This is a genomic window from Vibrio sp. R78045 (assembly GCF_042466085.1).
Classification (GTDB): Bacteria; Pseudomonadota; Gammaproteobacteria; order Enterobacterales; family Vibrionaceae; genus Vibrio; species Vibrio cyclitrophicus.
This window is the reverse complement of the sequence record NZ_JAXHBS010000017.1, coordinates 476,336-499,621: the sequence shown is the minus strand read 5'-3', so window position 1 is coordinate 499,621 and position 23,286 is coordinate 476,336. Positions and strand designations below refer to the sequence as shown.

At 44.6% G+C, this 23,286-nt stretch carries 17 protein-coding genes, 3 rRNA genes and 1 riboswitch; of the genes, 5 read left to right on the top strand and 15 right to left on the bottom strand.

Features of this window, described 5'->3' with window-relative positions:
• Nucleotides 1-17: 17 nt before the first annotated feature.
• From rrf to SJY39_RS21685, 3 genes are all read right to left on the bottom strand, one after another.
• Nucleotides 18-133: ribosomal RNA gene (gene rrf / locus SJY39_RS21695) — 5S ribosomal RNA — on the bottom strand.
• Between the two features lie 101 nt (nucleotides 134-234).
• A 23S ribosomal RNA gene (locus SJY39_RS21690) occupies nucleotides 235-3,128 on the bottom strand.
• 412 nt (nucleotides 3,129-3,540) lie between these two features.
• Nucleotides 3,541-5,095, bottom strand: a 16S ribosomal RNA gene (locus SJY39_RS21685).
• The 16S, 23S and 5S rRNA genes sit together here, the layout of an rRNA operon.
• 642 nt (nucleotides 5,096-5,737) lie before the next feature.
• On the opposite strand from SJY39_RS21685, the gene SJY39_RS21680 reads away from it, so the two are divergent.
• Nucleotides 5,738-6,190 carry an RNA-binding protein gene (locus SJY39_RS21680; protein WP_010438674.1) on the top strand — a complete coding sequence of 151 codons (453 nt, stop codon included), beginning with the start codon at nucleotides 5,738-5,740 and terminating at the stop codon, nucleotides 6,188-6,190.
• Here the strand turns inward: SJY39_RS21680 and murI are convergent.
• The 3 genes from murI to SJY39_RS21665 are packed head-to-tail and all read right to left on the bottom strand — an operon-like array spanning nucleotide 6,153 to nucleotide 9,554.
• Nucleotides 6,153-6,959 carry a glutamate racemase gene (gene murI / locus SJY39_RS21675; RefSeq protein ID WP_016768449.1) on the bottom strand — a complete coding sequence of 269 codons (807 nt, stop codon included), beginning with the start codon at nucleotides 6,957-6,959 and terminating at the stop codon, nucleotides 6,153-6,155. The genes SJY39_RS21680 and murI overlap by 38 nt on opposite strands.
• Before the next feature lie 60 nt (nucleotides 6,960-7,019).
• Complete coding sequence (locus tag SJY39_RS21670) at nucleotides 7,020-7,685, bottom strand: ATPase (RefSeq protein ID WP_016793352.1); 666 nt, start codon at nucleotides 7,683-7,685, stop codon at nucleotides 7,020-7,022.
• Between the two features lie 48 nt (nucleotides 7,686-7,733).
• The gene (locus tag SJY39_RS21665; RefSeq protein WP_010438683.1) at nucleotides 7,734-9,554 is read right to left on the bottom strand and encodes a TonB-dependent receptor domain-containing protein; all 1,821 of its coding nucleotides are present in this window, start codon (nucleotides 9,552-9,554) and stop codon (nucleotides 7,734-7,736) included.
• A 39-nt stretch (nucleotides 9,555-9,593) separates the two neighbouring features.
• A riboswitch (cobalamin riboswitch) is annotated at nucleotides 9,594-9,798 on the bottom strand.
• Between the two features lie 154 nt (nucleotides 9,799-9,952).
• On the opposite strand from SJY39_RS21665, the gene trmA reads away from it, so the two are divergent.
• Complete coding sequence (gene trmA / locus SJY39_RS21660; RefSeq protein WP_016783992.1) at nucleotides 9,953-11,062, top strand: tRNA (uridine(54)-C5)-methyltransferase TrmA; 1,110 nt, start codon at nucleotides 9,953-9,955, stop codon at nucleotides 11,060-11,062.
• Between the two features lie 80 nt (nucleotides 11,063-11,142).
• Here the strand turns inward: trmA and SJY39_RS21655 are convergent, their stop codons facing one another.
• The gene (locus SJY39_RS21655; protein WP_004736696.1) at nucleotides 11,143-11,514 is read right to left on the bottom strand and encodes a YijD family membrane protein; all 372 of its coding nucleotides are present in this window, start codon (nucleotides 11,512-11,514) and stop codon (nucleotides 11,143-11,145) included.
• Nucleotides 11,514-12,155, bottom strand: a complete 642-nt coding sequence (fabR, locus tag SJY39_RS21650; protein ID WP_010438693.1) for an HTH-type transcriptional repressor FabR — start codon at nucleotides 12,153-12,155, stop codon at nucleotides 11,514-11,516. Before fabR ends, SJY39_RS21655 begins: the two co-directional genes overlap by 1 nt.
• Nucleotides 12,156-12,482: 327 nt before the next feature.
• Between fabR and sthA the strand changes: the two genes are divergently transcribed.
• Nucleotides 12,483-13,883, top strand: a complete 1,401-nt coding sequence (gene sthA, locus SJY39_RS21645) for a Si-specific NAD(P)(+) transhydrogenase (protein ID WP_010438694.1) — start codon at nucleotides 12,483-12,485, stop codon at nucleotides 13,881-13,883.
• Nucleotides 13,884-14,072: 189 nt separating this feature from the next.
• On the opposite strand, the gene dinF is transcribed toward sthA, so the two are convergent.
• From dinF to SJY39_RS21625, 4 genes are all read right to left on the bottom strand, one after another.
• Nucleotides 14,073-15,428: an MATE family efflux transporter DinF gene (gene dinF, locus SJY39_RS21640; RefSeq protein ID WP_016768445.1), complete on the bottom strand. Its 1,356-nt coding sequence runs from the start codon at nucleotides 15,426-15,428 to the stop codon at nucleotides 14,073-14,075.
• Between the two features lie 117 nt (nucleotides 15,429-15,545).
• Nucleotides 15,546-16,424, bottom strand: coding sequence for a class I SAM-dependent methyltransferase (locus SJY39_RS21635; RefSeq protein ID WP_016768444.1), 879 nt, complete (start codon nucleotides 16,422-16,424; stop codon nucleotides 15,546-15,548).
• A gap of 99 nt (nucleotides 16,425-16,523) precedes the next feature.
• Nucleotides 16,524-17,144 (bottom strand): transcriptional repressor LexA, encoded by a 621-nt coding sequence (lexA, locus tag SJY39_RS21630; RefSeq protein ID WP_022570862.1) that lies wholly within the window; start codon nucleotides 17,142-17,144, stop codon nucleotides 16,524-16,526.
• A 94-nt stretch (nucleotides 17,145-17,238) separates the two neighbouring features.
• Nucleotides 17,239-17,601, bottom strand: coding sequence for a diacylglycerol kinase (locus SJY39_RS21625; protein ID WP_010438699.1), 363 nt, complete (start codon nucleotides 17,599-17,601; stop codon nucleotides 17,239-17,241).
• A gap of 221 nt (nucleotides 17,602-17,822) precedes the next feature.
• Between SJY39_RS21625 and plsB the strand changes: the two genes are divergently transcribed.
• Nucleotides 17,823-20,246 carry a glycerol-3-phosphate 1-O-acyltransferase PlsB gene (gene plsB, locus SJY39_RS21620; RefSeq protein WP_010438703.1) on the top strand — a complete coding sequence of 808 codons (2,424 nt, stop codon included), beginning with the start codon at nucleotides 17,823-17,825 and terminating at the stop codon, nucleotides 20,244-20,246.
• Nucleotides 20,247-20,347: 101 nt separating this feature from the next.
• Here plsB and ubiA read toward each other — a convergent pair whose 3' ends face one another.
• Together ubiA and SJY39_RS21610 are read right to left on the bottom strand one after the other, a co-directional pair.
• Nucleotides 20,348-21,202 (bottom strand): 4-hydroxybenzoate octaprenyltransferase, encoded by an 855-nt coding sequence (ubiA, locus tag SJY39_RS21615; protein WP_016768443.1) that lies wholly within the window; start codon nucleotides 21,200-21,202, stop codon nucleotides 20,348-20,350.
• Entirely contained in the window at nucleotides 21,203-21,745 is a 543-nt protein-coding gene (locus SJY39_RS21610) for a chorismate lyase (RefSeq protein WP_010438706.1), read from the bottom strand.
• Between the two features lie 162 nt (nucleotides 21,746-21,907).
• Between SJY39_RS21610 and SJY39_RS21605 the strand changes: the two genes are divergently transcribed.
• A complete protein-coding gene (locus tag SJY39_RS21605) occupies nucleotides 21,908-22,315 on the top strand; it encodes a flagellar basal body-associated protein FliL (RefSeq protein ID WP_010438708.1) in 408 nt (135 codons plus the stop codon).
• A 90-nt stretch (nucleotides 22,316-22,405) separates the two neighbouring features.
• Here the strand turns inward: SJY39_RS21605 and glpG are convergent, their stop codons facing one another.
• Nucleotides 22,406-23,248, bottom strand: a complete 843-nt coding sequence (gene glpG, locus SJY39_RS21600; protein WP_372275771.1) for a rhomboid family intramembrane serine protease GlpG — start codon at nucleotides 23,246-23,248, stop codon at nucleotides 22,406-22,408.
• Nucleotides 23,249-23,286: the final 38 nt, after the last annotated feature.

Here is a 23,286-nt window from a genome sequence, read left to right as displayed (position 1 = left end):
ACAAAGTCGAAATTAAAGCCTGGCGATGTCCTACTCTCACATGGGGAAGCCCCACACTACCATCGGCGCTATTGTGTTTCACTTCTGAGTTCGGCATGGAATCAGGTGGGTCCACAATGCTATGGTCGCCAAGCAAATTTTAAAATTCGGAAAACTGTATTTAAAAGTTATGTCTCTTCAAACGCATTCAAGGTCTGTCTTTCTATTGAGTCCACAAAACCCCTTGGGTGTTGTATGGTTAAGCCTCACGGGCAATTAGTACAGGTTAGCTCAATGCCTCGCAGCACTTACACACCCTGCCTATCAACGTCGTAGTCTACGACAACCCTTTAGGACACTTATAGTGCCAGGGAAAACTCATCTCAAGGCTCGCTTCCCGCTTAGATGCTTTCAGCGGTTATCGATTCCGAACTTAGCTACCGGGCAATGCCATTGGCATGACAACCCGAACACCAGAGGTTCGTCCACTCCGGTCCTCTCGTACTAGGAGCAGCCCCTTTCAATTTTCCAACGCCCACGGCAGATAGGGACCGAACTGTCTCACGACGTTCTAAACCCAGCTCGCGTACCACTTTAAATGGCGAACAGCCATACCCTTGGGACCGACTTCAGCCCCAGGATGTGATGAGCCGACATCGAGGTGCCAAACACCGCCGTCGATATGAACTCTTGGGCGGTATCAGCCTGTTATCCCCGGAGTACCTTTTATCCGTTGAGCGATGGCCCTTCCATTCAGAACCACCGGATCACTATGACCTGCTTTCGCACCTGCTCGAATTGTCATTCTCGCAGTCAAGCGGGCTTATGCCATTGCACTAACCACACGATGTCCAACCGTGTTTAGCCCACCTTCGTGCTCCTCCGTTACTCTTTGGGAGGAGACCGCCCCAGTCAAACTACCCACCAGGCACTGTCCGTAACCCCGATTCAGGGGCCAACGTTAGAACATCAAAACTACAAGGGTGGTATTTCAAGGACGACTCCATCACATCTAGCGACGCAATTTCATAGTCTCCCACCTATCCTACACATGTAGGTTCAATGTTCAGTGCCAAGCTGTAGTAAAGGTTCACGGGGTCTTTCCGTCTAGCCGCGGGTACACTGCATCTTCACAGCGATTTCAATTTCACTGAGTCTCGGGTGGAGACAGCGTGGCCATCATTACGCCATTCGTGCAGGTCGGAACTTACCCGACAAGGAATTTCGCTACCTTAGGACCGTTATAGTTACGGCCGCCGTTTACCGGGGCTTCGATCAAGAGCTTCGACCGAAGTCTAACCCCATCAATTAACCTTCCGGCACCGGGCAGGCGTCACACCGTATACGTCATCTTACGATTTTGCACAGTGCTGTGTTTTTAATAAACAGTTGCAGCCACCTGGTATCTGCGACTCTCGTCTGCTCCATCCGCAAGGGACTTCACTGATAAGAGCGTACCTTCTCCCGAAGTTACGGTACCATTTTGCCTAGTTCCTTCACCCGAGTTCTCTCAAGCGCCTTGGTATTCTCTACCCGACCACCTGTGTCGGTTTGGGGTACGATTCCTTACAATCTGAAGCTTAGAGGCTTTTCCTGGAAGCATGGCATCAATGACTTCACTACCGTAGTAGCTCGACATCGTATCTCAGCGTTAGTAGCGGTCCGGATTTACCTAAACCACCCGCCTACGTACTTGAACCTGGACAACCGTCGCCAGGCCCACCTAGCCTTCTCCGTCCCCCCATCGCAATTGTAAGAAGTACGGGAATATTAACCCGTTTCCCATCGACTACGCCTTTCGGCCTCGCCTTAGGAGTCGACTTACCCTGCCCCGATTAACGTTGGACAGGAACCCTTGGTCTTCCGGCGAGGGAGTTTTTCACTCCCTTTATCGTTACTCATGTCAGCATTCGCACTTCTGATACCTCCAGCAGCCCTTACAGACCACCTTCAACGGCTTACAGAACGCTCCCCTACCCCACATACCCTAAGGTACGTAGCCGCAGCTTCGGTGTATAGCTTAGCCCCGTTACATCTTCCGCGCAGGCCGACTCGACCAGTGAGCTATTACGCTTTCTTTAAATGATGGCTGCTTCTAAGCCAACATCCTGGCTGTCTGAGCCTTCCCACATCGTTTCCCACTTAGCTATACTTTGGGACCTTAGCTGGCGGTCTGGGTTGTTTCCCTCTCCACGACGGACGTTAGCACCCGCCGTGTGTCTCCCGGATAGTACTTACTGGTATTCGGAGTTTGCAAAGGGTTGGTAAGTCGGGATGACCCCCTAGCCTTAACAGTGCTCTACCCCCAGTAGTATTCGTCCGAGGCGCTACCTAAATAGCTTTCGGGGAGAACCAGCTATCTCCAGGTTTGATTGGCCTTTCACCCCTAGCCACAAGTCATCCGCTAATTTTTCAACATTAGTCGGTTCGGTCCTCCAGTTGATGTTACTCAACCTTCAACCTGCCCATGGCTAGATCACCTGGTTTCGGGTCTAATCCTAGCAACTGTACGCCCAGTTAAGACTCGGTTTCCCTACGGCTCCCCTAAACGGTTAACCTTGCTACTAAAATTAAGTCGCTGACCCATTATACAAAAGGTACGCAGTCACACCACGAAGGTGCTCCTACTGCTTGTACGTACACGGTTTCAGGTTCTATTTCACTCCCCTCACAGGGGTTCTTTTCGCCTTTCCCTCACGGTACTGGTTCACTATCGGTCAGTCAGTAGTATTTAGCCTTGGAGGATGGTCCCCCCATATTCAGACAGGATATCACGTGTCCCGCCCTACTCGTTTTCACTGATTATAAGATGTCGACTACGGGGCTATCACCCTTTACTGCGGCACTTTCCAGAGCCTTCGTCTGTCTCATTAAAAGCTTAAGGGCTAATCCAATTTCGCTCGCCGCTACTTTCGGAATCTCGGTTGATTTCTCTTCCTCGGGGTACTTAGATGTTTCAGTTCCCCCGGTTTGCCTCCTGTTGCTATGTATTCACAACAGGATACTTACTTATGTAAGTGGGTTTCCCCATTCAGGAATCCCAGACTCAAAAGGTTATTACTACCTAATCTGGGCTTATCGCAAGTTATTACGCCTTTCATCGCCTCTGACTGCCAAGGCATCCACCGTGTACGCTTAGTCACTTAACCATACAACCCGAAAGGGTCTTAGCGTATGGCAACTAACCAAGGTTTTTGGTTGTCATCAAGAAGGGTTAATTCTTGATAACTGTTTGCCGGACTCAATTTACTTTTTGTTTCCACTTTTTAATAAAAAGTAGAATCAAAAAATGAACAATCATTTCTGATCATTCTAATACAAGACACTTGAATGTGTTTGTTGTGTTTATACTGTTCTTAATAAATAAGAGCAGATAAACATTGAGAACTTTTAAATTTGATTGAATTACTCTTAAGTAAATCAATCAGTCAGCTTTCCAAATTGTTAAAGAGCATAAAGCAAAAAGCTTTAATCAATAACTTACGTTATTAATTAAAGCTCTGGCTTTAACTAAATCTAAACCATCAATCTGTGTGGACACTCATCGTAAGTATCTTCGTATAAGGAGGTGATCCAGCCCCAGGTTCCCCTAGGGCTACCTTGTTACGACTTCACCCCAGTCATGAACCACAAAGTGGTGAGCGTCCTCCCCGAAAGGTTAAACTACCCACTTCTTTTGCAGCCCACTCCCATGGTGTGACGGGCGGTGTGTACAAGGCCCGGGAACGTATTCACCGTGACATTCTGATTCACGATTACTAGCGATTCCGACTTCATGGAGTCGAGTTGCAGACTCCAATCCGGACTACGACGCACTTTTTGGGATTCGCTCACTATCGCTAGCTTGCTGCCCTCTGTATGCGCCATTGTAGCACGTGTGTAGCCCTACTCGTAAGGGCCATGATGACTTGACGTCGTCCCCACCTTCCTCCGGTTTATCACCGGCAGTCTCCCTGGAGTTCCCGACATGACTCGCTGGCAAACAAGGATAAGGGTTGCGCTCGTTGCGGGACTTAACCCAACATTTCACAACACGAGCTGACGACAGCCATGCAGCACCTGTCTCAGAGCTCCCGAAGGCACACCTGCGTCTCCGCTGGCTTCTCTGGATGTCAAGAGTAGGTAAGGTTCTTCGCGTTGCATCGAATTAAACCACATGCTCCACCGCTTGTGCGGGCCCCCGTCAATTCATTTGAGTTTTAATCTTGCGACCGTACTCCCCAGGCGGTCTACTTAACGCGTTAGCTCCGAAAGCCACGGCTCAAGGCCACAACCTCCAAGTAGACATCGTTTACGGCGTGGACTACCAGGGTATCTAATCCTGTTTGCTCCCCACGCTTTCGCATCTGAGTGTCAGTGTCTGTCCAGGGGGCCGCCTTCGCCACTGGTATTCCTTCAGATCTCTACGCATTTCACCGCTACACCTGAAATTCTACCCCCCTCTACAGCACTCTAGTTCACCAGTTTCAAATGCAGTTCCGAGGTTGAGCCCCGGGCTTTCACATCTGACTTAATGAACCACCTGCATGCGCTTTACGCCCAGTAATTCCGATTAACGCTCGCACCCTCCGTATTACCGCGGCTGCTGGCACGGAGTTAGCCGGTGCTTCTTCTGTTGCTAACGTCAAGATGCGCAGCTATTAACTACACACCCTTCCTCACAACTGAAAGTACTTTACAACCCGAAGGCCTTCTTCATACACGCGGCATGGCTGCATCAGGCTTTCGCCCATTGTGCAATATTCCCCACTGCTGCCTCCCGTAGGAGTCTGGACCGTGTCTCAGTTCCAGTGTGGCTGATCATCCTCTCAGACCAGCTAGGGATCGTCGCCTTGGTGAGCCATTACCTCACCAACTAGCTAATCCCACCTAGGCATATCTTGACGCGAGAGGCCCGAAGGTCCCCCTCTTTGGCCCGTAGGCATCATGCGGTATTAGCCATCGTTTCCAATGGTTATCCCCCACATCAAGGCAATTTCCTAGGCATTACTCACCCGTCCGCCGCTCGACGCCCATTAACGCACCCGAAGGATTGTTAGTGTCGTTTCCGCTCGACTTGCATGTGTTAGGCCTGCCGCCAGCGTTCAATCTGAGCCATGATCAAACTCTTCAATTTAAGATTTTGTGACTCAACGAATACTGACTTCAAAACTAATATTCATTGCTCTTTCGAAAAAGATTGATGAACATGTAATTCTAAAGCTATTACCATTCCAACAGAATGGTAATGAATTGACTGTGCCGAATAACTACAAGTAGTTAAACGTATTGGTCACTCAGTTCATTGAAATCAAGTTTGTTACCGAAGTAACTGTTTTATCCAAAAGGATAAAACGTTTTGATATTCATCAACGAGTGCCCACACAGATTGATAGGTTTAAATTGTTAAAGAGCGCTAGCGTTTTGTGATTCACATCTCAGTCGCTAGGGGTGCGTACTATACCTGCACCACTTTGAGAGTCAAGGGTTATTTTCAAACTCTTTTCCTCTACCGATTTCGCTGTGTGACTCTCGTCTCACTCCGTGTCGGTGAGGCGGCATTATAGAGAGATTGATATGGAGCACAAGGACTTTTTCAAATAAAAATTTCGTTCGTCTAAAAAGCCACCAGATTCGCATTTTTCGAATAAAAACTAAACATTTGAGACGTATCACAGCAATACATTGGAAATATGGAAGCCATGAACGTAAGATTCATGTGTCTATTTTGTTAATAGTAGATGCGTCTATTTCGTTTATTAATATGTAGTATTCCGATATGAACTCAAAAAAATCGATGTTGTTAATTGTCGCACTGGCTGTATTAGGCGGCATTGTTTTCTCTCAGGTAGATATATCGCCTGCAATTACCTTTATCCTTGGTGTCTTGGCTTCCGCTTTTGTTGTTAACTTTTCAAGCACCGACTCAAAATCTGATTCTGAACCTAAGGCTTCAACAAAAACACTTTATGTGGGTAACCTTCCATACAAAGCGAATGAATCACATGTACGTGAATTATTCTCAGAGCATGGTGAAGTATTTGCAGTACGTTTAATGAAAGACAAACGTACTGGTAAAAGAAGAGGCTTTGGATTTGTTGTTATGGCAAGTGATGATGTGAATCATGCAATCTCTGCACTTAACGATAAAGATTACATGCAACGAACTTTAAAAGTACGAGTTGCAAATGATCCTAAACATCCTGAAACGGACGAATCTGAACTGAGCTAAACCCTAACTGCTTTAACATACTATTTAGTGCACTTTCTTTTTTAGGAGGTGCACTACAAAAAACTTCACGCAATCCTCTCTCTTTATCACCACTATCCAAATCCAACAAATCTTGAACTCGCTTCGCAATCGCTTTACCGGAATCAACCAATAAAACACTCTTACCCAAGACTTGTTGAATCTCAGATTTTATCAGCGGGAAATGTGTGCACCCTAATACGGCCACATCAACCATGTTGATCATCGGTTGAAGAATCTGCTGCAACTCTTCAATACAAATTTCCTCGCCTCTGAGTTTATCTTCGGCCATATCCACCAGCCGAGTAGAACCTAAAAGTTCGACTCTTTTATTACTCGAGAAATTGTTGATGAGCTCGTGTGTGTACTCTCGCGTAATCGTTGCAGGAGTAGCAATGAGACCCAACGCTTTATTGGCAAGTAGGGATGCTGGCTTGATTGCCGGAACAACGCCAACAATTGGGATTAGATTATTAGCGCGAAGTGTAGGCAAGACTATCGTACTGGCCGTATTACAAGCTATCACTACAATATCAATAGCGTGACTCACCACAAAGCTAGCGACGATACTTTGGACTCGCTGAATAAGAACTTGCTGATCGAGCTCGCCATATGGGTAAGCCTCGTTATCGAATACATAGATATAATTGTGATTTGGTAGTAACTGACTTATCTCTTTATATACAGACAGGCCACCAACTCCAGAATCAAAGATCAATATGTTTTTTTGTATGCTTTCCGCCACAACCATTACCTATAATAAGTTCCGCAGCAATGATACCCCTTCACTTAGTTTTCGCCAATCATCACTCTACATAATGCAAGCTCGGTAGCGTTGATGAACAAAGCGCTCACCTTGATCTACATTTTCTAGATCTATCTTGAGCTTACCTTTAAAGCATGGCGCTGACGTCACTAAGGTGTGGAACTCACCATCTTCGCCACATGGATCGACATGACTCGGTAAGCTACCTATGAGCTCAAGTGTGTACTCCTTCCCGCAATAGCTCATATCTAATGCATCGCTATCGACCGTGACGAGAAAGGTTTCGATGCCTCTGCCTATTATTTCAGTCGCTAATGCCTGACTGCTCTCTCCCATTAGAGGGAACACGCACTCCCAACCAGCTGGTTCTATATAGCTCTTTCGATAATCTGCAATGCCATTACAAAACATGTCTCCAAACGCGACCGCATCAATTGATAAGCCAGAACCTTTAAGTGCGGAAACAATAGTACTTTGATAAATCTCATTACTAGGAAACACTTCTGGAAGCTCAATCGTGATTAATGGCAAACCGACTAATTGCGCCTGCATGGCAACAACATCAATCGGAGTCACTTGGAAAGGAACCTCATCTCCAACATATGTCGTATAGAGAGCAACAACTTCATATTCGGAGCTTTCAAGTAGACGCTCTAGCGTTAATGTCGAGTCTTTACCTGACGACCAGCTTATGACGACTTTCTTTTTCATTGATATACCCAATAAGAAAAAACCGCCCGGAGGCGGTTTAGGTGTAAATTAGAATTGGTAAGCTAGATTCGCAAAATACCTGCGCTCAGGTGCGTTATATCCTAGCGTTGTCTGGTATTTTTCATTAGTTAGATTATCAACTCGGCCACGAACAACCAACTCAGGGGAAATCCAATACCCCACAGAAACATCCCACAAGCTCACTGATGGCAAGATATTATCTGGGTCGGTGGTTTCTTTTGGGTTACCCGCTCTATCACCTGTATATGTATAAGTAAGATTTACATCGAAATCTTCATATGAAGCATCCATCAACCACTTGTAGTTTTCATCAGCACGCTTCGCTAACTTGTTGCCAGCTGAGTCTTTATGATCTTTAAATTCAGCAACAACCGTATGATGGATGAACCACGTGTCGAAATTACCTGTAATTTCTAACCCTTTCAGTTTTGCATCTACGTTTTGAGGGTACCAAAATGGGCTACCTTCATACCAAATAATCAAGTTATCGACTTCATTATCATATGCTGTTATGTCCAGTTTGAATAAATCGAATTCACCGGTGTATCCAATTTCGCGATTTTCAGCTTCTTCAGGCTTCAGGTCTGAGTTTGTTGTCAGATCAGAATAGCTCGGAGCTTTAAATGATGTACCCGCGGCAGCTCTTAACGAGTGCTTCTCCGTTAGGTAATAACGAGTACCTAAAGACCAAGTCGTATGATTGTCGTATGTATCGTGTTTATCGTTACGCACACTACCTACGATTTGCACATCACCAAACCTAAGTTCAGAAGAAGCGTAAACACCCGTCGTGTCTCGTGACTCGCCAGCTAGAGCATCAGGAAACCCATATGACAAAGCATCATCATCAAGCTTTTCTCTACGCCAATCTGCGCCAGCACCAACAGAAACGTTCTCGTTGATGTAATACTGATTTAAGAACTGTAAGTTCGTTAGGTCTATTTTCTTTTTAGTACCAGCATTATCTTTGCCCTGAGTTTGTGAATAGTCTAGGTTCTCGATCGCTTGTTGATTAGCCCTAAGAGTCGAGCTTAAGTTATCACCTTTATAATCAAGAGCAGCTGTAACACTCAGATTCTCAGAGTAGCCATAGTTCTTACCACTAGAGTCGTACTCAGTTAAACTATCGAACCAACGAACTGAAGCACTGCCTGAAAAGGCCTCATTAATAGGTTGAGAATACGATGCAAAGAGATTTTGGCTTTCATAGCCATAATTAAGTCCAGTAGCAGGATCTTTGATATCGTAACCTTCAGTCTCATCAAAACCACCAGCGAGCTTTAATGTTCCGCCATTAGACAAATTACGGGTCGTTGAAAAGTTAGCTTCCTTTTGAGCGTCGCTACCAGCTCCAACAGAAATCCTTGTCGATTCACTTGAACTACCAGAGGCTGTAATAATATTAATTACACCCGCTACAGCATCAGAACCATAAAGAGCACCGCCAGAACCACGAATCACTTCAACTCTCTCAATAATGCCTACTGGGATGTGGTTAAAATTAATACCGCCAGCAGCAGAGTCAATACGAACACCATCAACTAGAAATAATACTTGATCACTATTGTAGCCGCGCATAAAAACAGATGCGCTGTGTCCACGTCCGCCATTTTGAGAAACTTCAACGCCAGGTACTCGTTTCAAAACATCCACTAGAGATTTAGCTTGGGTTTCTTCTATTTCTTGTTTTGATACAACAGTCGTTGATGCAATAACATCACTGAGAGGTTGCTCAAAACGGTTAGCTGTAACGACCATGGTTTCGTCGGCAGTGGCTTCTTGGGCATGTAAATTGGAGATAGGTGAAAGCAGCGATGCTACAGCAACCGCTAAAAGGGATTTGTTCATGTTGTGATCCTAAATCGCGTAAAGTCCTACCAAACCACATTGTGTGGCTTAGCCGCTGGCAGGTATTCGGACTCAAGAGCACAACCTTATGGTTACCTAATATTCGACTTCCCACAAAAAGCTATTTGCAGTGTCTTATGAATATTCGTTCTCTTTTACCGCTGCGCGTCAGTTCTGGATTCACACCAGATTCCCTCTTCAGCCATCTATACATCCAAATGGCACCAGCTTGTCGGAGATAGTATTAACCTATGAATCATTTGTCTAGTCTAAGATAGTTATAAGCTATAGTTTTCAAGGTCGATTTACATTGAATAGCTCTCAACACTGGACAAGCGCCTGTGATTGAATAAAATCTGCGCTCTTGATTTAAAAGCACGACAGCAAAAGGCATAACAATGGCGAATTTAGATGTAAACCCGCAACGCTACCAAGAACAGCTCGCAGAAAAGACTGAACGTCTTACTGAAATGTTCTCACAATACAATGTGCCTGAGCTGGAAGTGTATGAATCTCCAGAACAACACTACCGCATGCGTGCTGAATTCCGCGTGTGGCATGAAGGTGACGATATGTATTACGTCATGTTCAATCAAGAGACCAAAGAAAAATACCGCGTAGACCAGTTTCCTGCGGCTAGTCGTCTTATCAACGATCTAATGCCTCTATTAACGGATGCAATGAAGAGCAACCACTCTCTACGCCACAAGCTATTCCAAGTAGACTTCCTTTCTACGTTAAGCGGTGAGATTTTGGTGTCACTGCTTTACCACCGTCAATTAGGTGAACAGTGGATTCAAGATGCTAAAGCGCTTAAGCAGCAATTAAATGATGAAGGCTTTAACCTAAACCTGATTGGCCGTGCGCGTAAGATGAAAATCGTACTGGATCGCGACTACGTCATTGAAAAGCTAGATGTGAATGGTGATAGCTATATATACCAGCAAGTAGAGAACAGCTTTACTCAACCAAACGGCAAAGTAGCAGAGAAAATGTTGGAATGGGCTGTCGACTGTACTCAAGACAGCAAAGGTGACTTGCTTGAGCTTTACTGTGGTAACGGTAACTTCTCATTAGCTCTGGCACAAAACTTTGAGCGTGTACTTGCAACAGAGCTAGCGAAGCCATCTGTAGAATCTGCTCAATACAACATTGCGGCGAACAAGATTGATAATGTTCAGATCATTCGTATGTCTGCGGAAGATTTTACCGTAGCAATGGAAGGTAAGCGTGAATTCCGCCGCCTACAGCAAGCAAACATCGATCTAAAGAGCTACAACTGCAACACTATCTTTGTTGATCCACCGCGTTCAGGTATGGACGTTGATACTTGTAAGATGGTGCAAGGCTACGAGCGCATCATGTACATCTCTTGTAACCCTGAAACACTGAAAGAGAACCTAGAGATCTTAAGCGAAACCCACGATATCACTCGTTTTGCTCTGTTCGACCAGTTCCCTTACACGCACCACATGGAAGCAGGTGTGTTCTTAGAACGTAAAGCATAAAACACGCTTTCTCGACCTAAGACAAACAGCAGATACAAAAAAACGAGCCAATCGGCTCGTTTTTTTATTTATAGGTTGGCTTAAGCTGTCTTGCCGATAAAGCCTAACTTCTTACCTACCCAAGCTAAAAGCAGCATCGCGACAATAATCGCAAAGAAGTTTGAACCTGCATCAGGGTGCTGTGCTTTCACAAAAGCCGAGTGGCCAAATGCACCTACAAAGAAACAAGCCAAACCCACTAACGGAATATCTTCAGATACTGGATTAGTTAGGTATTCTTGGTAAAGCGCTTGTACAGCCAAAACTAAAGCAATCAACGGGAAAATAGAGAAGCCCACTTCGCTCATTGTTACCCAAGATAACAGTGCATCACCACACACACCTGCAACAACAGCAAGTACGAGTGTCTTTCTTTCAGAACCACGGTTTACAGTATTATTTTCATTCGACATTATTCAATCCCGCCTTTTAATCGGTTACGTTCACGTTCTTTACGATACCAAAAAGCCCCTTTGGCCATCATTCGTAATTGCATGATCAAGCGTTCAGCCAATTCATCTCGCTGACGTCGATCTAAATCTAATGCTTCTGCCCCTGAGTTGAAAACCAATATGACCGAGGCTTCTGCTTGAGTAAAAGCTTCATCTCTTGTCATGCCTGTCGTTATCAGGTATTCGGTTAATTCAGCAGAGAAGTGTTGTATCTCACGAGCTACCGCTGCACGAAACTCAAATGAAGTTCCTGAGCGCTCGCGTAATAACAGTCTGAATACGTTTGGGCTGCTTTCAATGAATTCCATAAAGGTTTCAACCGATGTGCGAATCACACTGCCTTCTTTTACTATACGCTGACGAGCTTGACGCATTAATTGGCGTAATAATAAACCACCTTCATCAACCATGGTTAAGCCGAGCTCATCCATATCTTTAAAGTGACGATAAAAGGAAGTCGGTGCTATTCCAGCCTCACGAGCGACTTCTCTCAAGCTTAGGTTGGAAAAACTACGATCGGCGCTGAGTTGGCTAAATGCTGCATCAATTAAGCTACGACGAGTTTTTTCTTTTTGCTGTGCGCGAATGCCCATTGGTTTCATACTTTATCAATTTCTTCTTTTACAGCCTAAACAGGCATGTCTGATTCTCTGGTTAATATAACGCGAATCACTTCTTTATATAAGGCACTCTGGTTATATAAGACACTAAACACACCTCTTTGTTCACGTATCGAAGTAAATACGTTCGAAGAAAAAATTTCAATATCCACACTGTCATTTGGAGACATACGACATACCAAATATTCTTTTTTCGATGACTCGGCGTGATCTCACCGACTCTCTGATACCCTTTTCATGTACCCAAGAACAGAATCAGTTAAAATCTCGCTAAAGCAATGTTAATCAAATATAACAAGGAAGATAGCTATGCCACACTCCAACCACTTTGATGTAATCGTAATTGGTAGTGGCCCCGGAGGAGAAGGGGCAGCGATGGGATTAACCAAAGCCGGGTTGAACGTTGCAATCATTGAGAAAGAAAGCAGCGTTGGTGGTGGTTGTACTCACTGGGGAACCATTCCGTCAAAAGCACTGCGTCACGCTGTTAGTCGTATTATCGAATTCAACAGCAATCCGCTGTTTTGTCAGAACAACAAAAGCATTCACTCAACGTTCTCTAACATCTTGGGGCATGCTAAATCAGTCATCGACAAACAGACTCGCTTGCGCCAAGGATTCTACGACCGCAACCAGTGTACGCTAGTGTTTGGTACTGCACGTTTTATCGATACTAACACTGTCTCGGTAATGCAAAGCGATGGTACTGAAGAACATTACAGTGCGGACAAATTTGTTATCGCGACAGGTTCTCGTCCTTATCAACCAGATAATGTCGATTTTCTGCATGAACGTATTTACGACAGCGACTCGATTCTTTCTCTTAAACACGACCCGCAACATATCATCATCTATGGTGCTGGCGTTATTGGCTGTGAATACGCGTCGATTTTCCGTGGTTTGGGCGTAAAAACCGATCTCATCAATACTCGAGACCGCTTACTGTCATTCTTAGACAATGAAACCTCAGATGCGCTTTCTTACCACTTCTGGAACAGTGGCGTAGTCATTCGTAACGATGAAACCTTTGAGAAAATTGAAGGCACTGATGACGGTGTAATCATTCACCTAGAGTCAGGTAAGAAAATGCGTGCTGATTGCCTACTGTATGCCAATGGCCGAACAGGTAACACAGACAGACTAAACCTTGGTGCTGTTGGGCTAGAATCGGACTCTCGTGGGCAAGTCTCAGTAAATACCAATTACCAAACCAATGTTGATCATGTTTATGCTGTCGGGGATGTGATTGGCTACCCTAGCCTAGCAAGCGCTGCTTATGACCAAGGTCGATTTGTGGCTCAAGCAATAGTGAAAGGTGAAGCTGAACGCCACCTTATCGAAGACATTCCAACAGGTATCTACACCATCCCGGAGATCAGCTCTGTTGGTAAAACTGAGCAAGAGCTTACCGCAGCTAAAGTACCGTATGAAGTGGGACGTTCTTCCTTCAAGCACCTAGCTCGTGCTCAAATTGCGGGTAAAGACATTGGTAGCTTGAAGATTCTGTTCCATCGCGAAACCAAAGAGATTTTAGGTATCCACGTGTTTGGTGAGCGTGCCGCTGAAATCATCCATATCGGACAAGCGATTATGGAGCAGAAAGGTGAAGCGAATACCATCGAGTACTTTGTAAATACAACCTTTAACTACCCAACGATGGCAGAAGCTTATCGTGTTGCAGCACTCAACGGGCTTAACCGTTTATTCTAGACAAAGCACCAATAGGAGTATTTGACCACCCATAGGCCAAATACAAAAACAGCAAGCAGCGCGCTTGCTGTTTTTATTTAAGATATTGAACATTAAAGCATTAATAGTAATTAGATCATGATGTTCTAAATACCCCTTTTCCTGTACAGCCTCTATTTGTTGCTCCCTGAACTGAGCTATCTAAGTAAGCTAAGCGAGAAACTCACCCTTTTTCCACTGAGAAACAAACAACACACCAAGACCAATTCCGCGCATTGCCATAAAGCTCAGCATCGCTAGCCACAGTGCATGGTTTTCTAAGCCTGATGCTAAGTAGAAAATCGCGAAAAAACTGCAAGTCGCAACAAACATACTATTGCGCATATCCTTGCCTTTAGTGGCCCCAACGAAAATACCATCCAACAAGAAGCACCACATAGATACCAATGGCATCGCAATCAGCCATGGCAGATACACCTCGGCTTGGCTCTTCACGTCTGGGATTGTGGTGATCATATTGATTAAGCTAGAGCCAGCGATTACGAACGCTATGGTCAGTACTAAACAAGTATTGAAGCTCCAGAAGAAAGTACCAATCAATGACTGGTTTAGTTCATCTTTGTCTTTCGCGCCAATCGCCTTACCGACCATAGCTTCCATTGCATAGGCAAAGCCATCCATCCCATAAGATATGATCATCAAGAAACTCATCAACACGGCATTGGCCGCAACAACATCATCGCCAAAGCTTGCACCTTGGAAAGTCATGAAAGTGAAAGTCGCTTGTAGACACAATGAACGAAGAAAGATATCGCGATTCAGTTTCACGAAACGACTCAAACCTTGGCTAGTTTTCTTAAGCAGATCCCATGGCGATGGTAACTGTTTCTTCGCCCAGATTCGGTAAACACAAATCAGGCCAAATGTTAGACCAGCATAATCCGCCATTACAGATGCCAATGCAGCACCTTCCACTTGCCACCCTAAACCGATAACAAAAACGATATCCAAAATGATATTGGTGATGTTGGTGATAATCACCATCCACATTGGCGCTTTGGCATTTTGAGTTCCGAGTAACCAACCTAAAATTACAAAGTTAGTTAGCGCAGCAGGTGCACTCCAAGCGCGGATTGAGAAATATTGCTGACCATAGTGCTTAACTTGATCACTGGCGCTACTCAATGAGAAAACTAAATCGGCGACTAGACTGTGTAAAAGCAAAAAGACACCAGCAAACCCTAAGGCCATAGTCACGCCTTGCACAAAGACTAAGCCAAGTTGCTTGCCATCATTCGCACCATAGGATTGTGCGGCTAGCCCTGTTGTCGACATACGCAGGAAGCCAAGCAACCAAAAGGTCACACTGATCATAGTGCCGCCTAATGCCACACCACCTAAATACCAAGAATGCTCTAGATGACCAATAACCGCCGCATCGACTAAGCCCAGCAGTGGAACCGTAATATTAGAGAGAACCATCGGGATCGCGAGCAACAACACTTTTTTGTGCATCGCCTGATTGGATAGCGTTTGAAAAATAATTTGGGGATTAAATAGCTTCACGATCACCTCTTAGTTTAGAGGCGATAGTTTAACCTAGTGGGTGGGCTTTCACTATGTTGTGTACTTTGTGTATTGGTTAGCTTTTACCAAACTATGTGTTGATAGAAGAAGCTAACGCTACCATTTAACGAGTACTAATTGAGGAGTTAAACGCTTTTTAAACTGAGAAATCTTACACAACAATCGCTGCCACAACTTCCAACGATTACATTGCTGCTCTAATGGTGAAAATGACTTAACCCATTGCGCCCATGGCAACCAATTGAGAACACTGTCTATTGGTGAAGACAACCCGTGAGCATACTTTCCAGAACCGAGCTTTTGCCCAAGAGCACTCGAGCTTTTGTCTCCAGCTAACACTAAACACGCGTGTGCATGAGTAAAGTAACGACTCAATGACTGAATAAAGTGCGCCGTCAGCTGTTCATTACAATCAAGCAGAGCATGTTCACACACCACCATCACAGAAGCTTGCTCTGGAATGTTAAGTTCATCTAACCAAGTTAAGTCGTCAACAGAGCCACACTCTAAACGATAGCGTTCATTTTTGTGGAACAGGCGTTGTCGCCAAAGCAGATTCTCGGTTACATCCAGCTCAACCCAATGACAGCGGCCATTATCTAAACGGTAGAAACGGGTATCGAGCCCTGCTCCCACGTTAATAATCCAAGCATCTGGGTTATGAGATAAAAACTGTTGAACTTGAGAATCACAAAGTTGAGTCAGTGTCGCGTAAAGGAGTTGTTGTTGGTCGAGTTCACCAGTAAGACATTCTGGTGCTAATTGGCAGCGTTTGCAGGCTTGAGCTGCGATAGGGTCATAGACTAGGCCGTCATCGGCAAGGCTTTCGCGGCTGCGAAACCAAAGATGTTGAACGAGATTCGTCGGAACTTGGAATTCTTGATGTGCAGACCCTTGATTAGAAGAAGCCTTTTGAACAGAGGAGCGCGGCTTACGAATAAGCGGCTTCATTTGAGGTTTGGTTGGATTTGGCATCATCATCTTCCTTGTATCTAGACAAAGAAGATGATAATGAATATCAATTACAATAACAAGTTATTGAGAATAAATATCAATAAGCTTTTTTTGCAATGACTACATCCAGTCGGTGTTACGAATAATACCAACAGCCAGCCCTTCAATAGACAAATGTTGAGATTCTAGATCGACGTGAATTGGAGAAAACTCTTCATTTTCAGCATGTAACAGAACCGTTGAACCTTTGCGTTCTAGGCGTTTTACCGTTACATCATCATCAACACGAGCTACAACAACCTGACCGTCGCGTACGTCTTGTGTTTTATGAACAGCCAGTAGATCACCATCCATAATACCGATGTTTTTCATACTTTCGCCATTTACACGAAGTAAGAAGTCAGCCTGAGGTTTAAACATACCTGGGTCTACTTGGTAATGCATTTCTACATGTTCTTGAGCCAGAATAGGCTCACCAGCGGCAACCTGACCGATTAATGGTAAACCTTGTTCCTCATTTGCTGCATCTTCAAGCAAAATACGAATACCACGAGACGCACCCGGGATAATCTCTATCGCTTCTTTACGAGCAAGAGCTTTTAAATGTTCTTCTGCAGCATTAGCAGAGCGGAAGCCTAGTTCTCGTGCAATTTCTGCACGTGTCGGTGGCATACCGAAATCGTCAATCTTACTTTTGATAAGATCAAAAACTTGTTGTTGGCGCGGCGTTAACGGCTTCATGATTCACCTGTCTTTTTATACAGTTGACTGTGAGTATATCCAGTAACTGAACAAAAGCAAAGCAATTGGTTGTTTTTAGTTCATTTTTCAAGAATCACAAAAATAGGATCTCTAGCCACACGTAACCCGCTAGTATTAGACAGATGAGAACAGCCGCCGAGCCGACATCTTTCGCCATCCCAGAAAGCTCATGATGCTCACTACCGATTCGATCAACAACTGCTTCAATCGCGGTATTGATTAACTCGACAACCATCACTAACACAACAGCTGAGATCATCAAGATTCGCTCAACTTGGCTTACGTCCAAATAGAATGCCAACGGAATCAGTATTGCTGCCATGAACACTTCTTGCCGAAATGCAGCCTCGCTTTTAAACGAACTTGTGAGGCCTTGCCATGAAAAGCCTGCTGCTTTTATGATGCGTTTGAATCCGGTGTTTGATTTTTTGGTCATTTTTAACTCTATACTCAATCAGTCGATGAATGATTTTCCACAAACTTAACGGCAATATGACTATTTCCATTAAAAGGTTAGACCAGTTTCTGGTATTCTTGCATCGATTAAATTTACGCCTAGGCTTATCCCTATTTCACTCATAGGATTTATCCTTTTTCATCATAGAAATAGAGATACGCTTGAGCACATTGAAATAACTATTGAGGCAGTGAACCTATATGTCTTCTGGACAATCTTTTTCACGTTCATTAATGAAGCTACCTTTATCCGTATTGGTAAAGGGCACATCAATTCCTTCAAACCCTGTTGAGGATTTGAACATTGATTTGAGCAAACCGATTGTATACGCCTTACCGTTTCGCTCAAGTGTCGACATTCTTACATTGCAAAAACATGCACTTGAATTAGGTCTACCTGATCCATTAAGCAAGCTTGAAATCAACGGCAAATCACTGCAACGCTACGTTTTTATCTCTTCTCGCAAAACTCTGCTTCAAGACGATGATTATGTACCAAGCTCTTCAATTGAAGTGTTCTCTGAGTTGCTTTCACTGCATGCTGAAGACTCTGAGCTCGATGTTCAAGTTATCCCTGCCACTGTGCTTTGGGGACGTAAACCAGGTAAAGAGACTAACCAGAAACCTTACCTACAAGCAATGAATGGCTTAGAAAAATCAAAAGCGGTATTGCTCGCAGGTCGTGACTGTCTAGTTCGCTTTAGTCCTGTGGTATCTCTTCGCTACATGGCAAACTCACACGGTACCGACAGCACCATCGCGCACAAACTGGCGCGTGTAGCGCGTATCCACTTCTCTCGCCAAAAACTTGCTGCATCAGGCCCTAACCTTCCAAGCCGCCAAGCGCTGTTTGATCGCCTACTCAAATCAGAAGCGATCAAGAAAGCAATTGAAGACGAAGCACAAGCAAAGAACATCTCGATCGAGAAAGCGAGCAAAGAAGCCCAAGACATCATGGACGAGATTGCTGCAAACTTCTCTTACTCGCTGATCAAGCGTGGTGAGAAGATTCTGGGTTGGTTGTGGAATAAGCTTTACCAAGGCCTGCATATCAGCAACGCTTCAACGGTTCGTAAATTGGCTCAAGATGGTCACGAGATTGTTTATGTGCCTTGTCACCGTAGCCACATGGATTACTTGTTGCTTTCTTATGTGCTTTACCACGAAGGCATGGTGCCTCCGCATATCGCGGCGGGTATCAACCTCAACTTCTTCCCTGCCGGTCCTATTTTCCGTCATGGTGGTGCATTCTTTATTCGTCGTAGCTTCAAAGGCAACAAGCTGTACTCGACGATTTTCCGTGAATACCTAGCGGAATTGTTCGCTAAAGGTTACTCAGTAGAGTACTTCAGTGAAGGTGGTCGTTCTCGTACAGGTCGTCTATTGCAGGCAAAAACGGGCATGCTAGCGATGACCATTCAGGCAATGCTACGTGGTATGAACCGTCCTGTTACTTTGGTCCCTGTGTACATTGGTTATGAACACGTGATGGAAGTGGCGACTTACGCGAAAGAACTTCGTGGCAAGCGTAAAGAGAAAGAAAACGCGAGCTTAGTGATTCGTACCATTCGTAAGCTACGTAACTTTGGTAAAGGCTACGTGAACTTCGGTGAGCCGATTCAACTGAACCAATACCTGAATGAACACTCACCTGAGTGGACCAAAGACATCGACCCAATGGGCACCAGTAAACCACAATGGATGAATCCAGTGGTTAATGACCTGGCGACCAAAATGATGACGCACATTAACGATGCCGCGGCGACCAACGCATTGACCCTTTGTGCAACCGCGCTATTGGCCTCAAGACAGCGCGCATTGTCTCGTGACTCTTTGGTTTCTCAGATCAATTGCTACCTGTCTCTGCTTAAGAACGTACCTTACTCTGATACATTTACGGTACCAAAAGACAGTGCTGAAGATCTGGTAAAACACGCTGAATCGCTGAACAAGTTCCTAATTGAATCAGACTCAATGGGCGACATTATTTCGCTAGACCGTCACCAGTCAATTCTGATGACCTACTACCGAAACAACATCATTCACTTGTTCGCTCTGCCATCTTTAATTGCCCAGATGACCATTCGTCAGCGCGGTTTATCGATTGAAGCGATTCAAAAGAATGTTGCAGCAATTTATCCGTTCTTAAAGAAAGAGCTGTTCTTAAGCTACGACGAATCACAGCTTGAAGGCGTAGTATCAAACATCATTGATGAACTTGTTAGCCAGGGCATGATTGTTGTGTCTGACAATGAAGTGACGATCAACCAATCGAACAGCCAAGCTCTTATGCTGTTAGGCCGTACGATTTCAGAAACGCTACAGCGCTACTCTATTGCTCTAAACTTGCTGGCAGAGAATCCGGAACTGGACAAATCTGACCTTGAGCAGAAAAGCCAAGACATCGCACAGCGACTTGGTCGATTGCATGGTATCAATGCTCCCGAATTCTTCGATAAAGGCGTGTTTGCTTCTATGTTCGCAACGTTGAAGCAGCAACAGTACCTAGATAACGACGGCAACTGCGATTTAGAGAAGACTCAGCAATTCGCTAAGCTTCTTTACTCGATGCTTTACCCAGAAGTCCGTCTGACTATTCAAGAGAGTATTCACCAAGTCGAGTAATTCCTGTATATAGCAGGGCTCTGATAGCAGATTCAACGCGATCAAAAAAGGCACCCACTGGGTGCCTTTTTCTTGAATATTCGTTTGATAAAAACTGATGCTTACCAGAAGGTAACGAACAAACCGACCGTTACGGCCATGCCAACATAGTTGTTATTTAGAAAAGCTTGAAAACATAAGTCTCGGTCACGATGCCGCATCAAATGTTGTTGGTACACAAACAAGCTGCCTGCGGCTAACAATGCCCAATAGAAAGTATCACCCAATTGGTAGTGCATACCTAACACAATCAGCATCGCTAGAGTAACAAGTTGCAAAGAGCCGACGATAAGCTTATCGAAGCGACCAAATAAAATAGCCGTCGATTTAATACCAATCTTCAGGTCATCATCTCGGTCAACCATCGCATATTGCGTGTCGTAAGCAACCGTCCATAAAGCATTAATTACGAAGACAAACCAAACAATACTTGGTAGTTCATTGGTTTGTGCAGCCCATGCCATTGGTATCGCCCAACTAAACGCTAAGCCCAGGAACAACTGTGGAAGATGTGTAAAACGCTTCATGAAAGGGTAAATGAACGCCAGACCCACACCAATAAATGAGAGCTTAATGGTCAGTGGATTCATGGTGAGTACTAGCAAAAATGAAACTACGGCTAGCACTAAAAAGAGCAGAATCGCTTCCTTACTGGAAACCAAACCTGAGGGTAATGGACGCTGCTTGGTGCGTTTAACATGGCCATCCACTTTACGGTCCGCAAAATCATTGATCACACAGCCAGCTGAACGCATCAACACGACGCCGAGTACGAAAACAACCAAGACATCAAAATCAGGCATACCTTGTGCGGCGATAATCAGCGACCACAAAGTCGGCCAAAGGAGTAACAGAGTACCAATCGGGCGATTCATTCGCGTTAATTGCCAGTACGCCTTCGCTTTGGTGGCAAACATTTACACACTCTCCTTAGAGTAAATGGGTGATGTTGGTAAAAACAGTTCTGCCACAAGCATCGGTTTATGGTTCATCCATAATCGAGAGCGACGCGCGAGTAAACACTCATCACCTGCGATAACCCAACCGACTTGCAGCGCATCCCGCTCGACATTCTCAGCACTAAACACCGTTAGTCCAAGCGGGACATTTCCTTGTTGAGAAAGGTCGGAGTGTTGATGATCTTCTAACGTCACACGGGGAATCAAGGTTCGACCTAGCACCCATGGGGCATCATCACCCTTCAAAATCACTTTACGCAGCAAGCAATCAAATGATGATAAAAGATGTTCCTCGTCTTGTTGCAACATTGAGCGTTCTACAACTTGATTATGAAGCAACTCAACAGACAGGTGCTGACAACACTTCCCCAACTTGCGGGAAAGAGAACCTTGCTCCATAAGCCACTCTTTGGTGGTTTTATTAGGAAAATCAAATGTTTCTGTACTTTGCCAATCTACATTCATTAACGAATTAAGATACAGCGATATTGGCTGATTCATACTAGTATTCAATAGGTGACTTTACACGTACAATAAAGCTTCAACTTTCGAACAAAATTAAAGCGTTCTTCGAATCGTAAACGTATTTAGATTTAGACCGCTCATTGTAACAAGACTAATGCGTTTCGAATATCGCGAATAAACTAAAGAAAAGTCACAAATATGCACAAACGTTATGTAGCCCAAATATTTCTTGCGATTACTCTACTCTTTTCAGCATCTAGCTTCGCAGAAGAGGAGTCGGGGCCCAAACTAGCCTACTTCACGCTAGAGCCAGACCTGACCACTAATTTTTACACCAAAGGTAAAAAGCTGGGCTATATTCAAGTTCGCCTCGATATCATGGTCGCGAATAGCGATGACTTGGCGGCCATTGAGCATCACCAACCATTGATTCGCGATGCAGTGATTGAATTGCTTGGCAAACAAAACGAAGAAACCATCAAATCTCTGTCTGGTCGCGAAGATTTAAGAAAATCCTTAGTTGAACATCTCAACAAGATTCTGCTTCCTGAGACAGGTAAAACCCTCATTGCTGACTTATTGTTTACCAAATACCTTTATCAATAATGAAGATGTGAAAAGAAATCCAAATAAAAAAGCGGCTCATCTGGCCGCTTTTTTGTCTCTAGCACTTGTCTATTCTCGATGATACGAGAGTTAGCTTGTTGTAGAGCGAGGTGCTTTCATTGAATCAATTAAACCGATAATTAAACCTGCCGCCAAACCGGCTAAATGAGCAGTATTCGCGATAGCCATGAACGGCTGCATGTAACCAAGCACTAACCACAACAGCATAAAGCCTACGATCTGCCTTGGGATACTCAAACCAAGCTGAGGGGCTTTCGACCCTAAAATCCATAAGTAGCCAACCAGAGCATAAACAACACCAGACAAGCCGCCGAAGTTTGCTCCTTCAACCCAATACTGTCCAGCGCCAGAAAGCGCAGAAGATATAGCAAATATCTGAAGTAGCTTGAGGCTACCTAGCTTTTTCTCGATGTCTCCACCTAACTGCCACCACCACAAGATATTAAATGCGATGTGTATAACAGAGAAATGCAAAACGGCATGACTCAACCAGCGCCATAGCTGCCATTGCTGCCCATCGACTGCTGGAAAATGCAGAGCATTGAAAATAGCTTGGCCAAAACCGATCTGTTGCAGCACAAAAATCACAACACACACCAACATCAGGCTTAGTGTCACAGGGCCTGCTTTCGCTTTGATCATGCCCATAAAGCTTGGAGTATGGTAATGGAAGTTGCTCTTTCTAGTCTCTGCCATGTCCCAAGAGGCCGCTTGATAGCGTTTATGATTAGGTTCCGCAAGAAAACGATTCAGCTCCGCCTCAGTTTCCACCTGGTATTGACTGTCTATCAGCCAAAGAGCAAAACGTCCCTCTCCCTCAGCAGACATTTGAATAGGGATCTGACGAGAAGCCATATAATCAATAAATGCTTGCGCAAGACGAGGATTGTCTAACACCATCAGTCTAATCATTGTTATTTCCTATTCATGCTATTAGAAAGGCTTGAAGT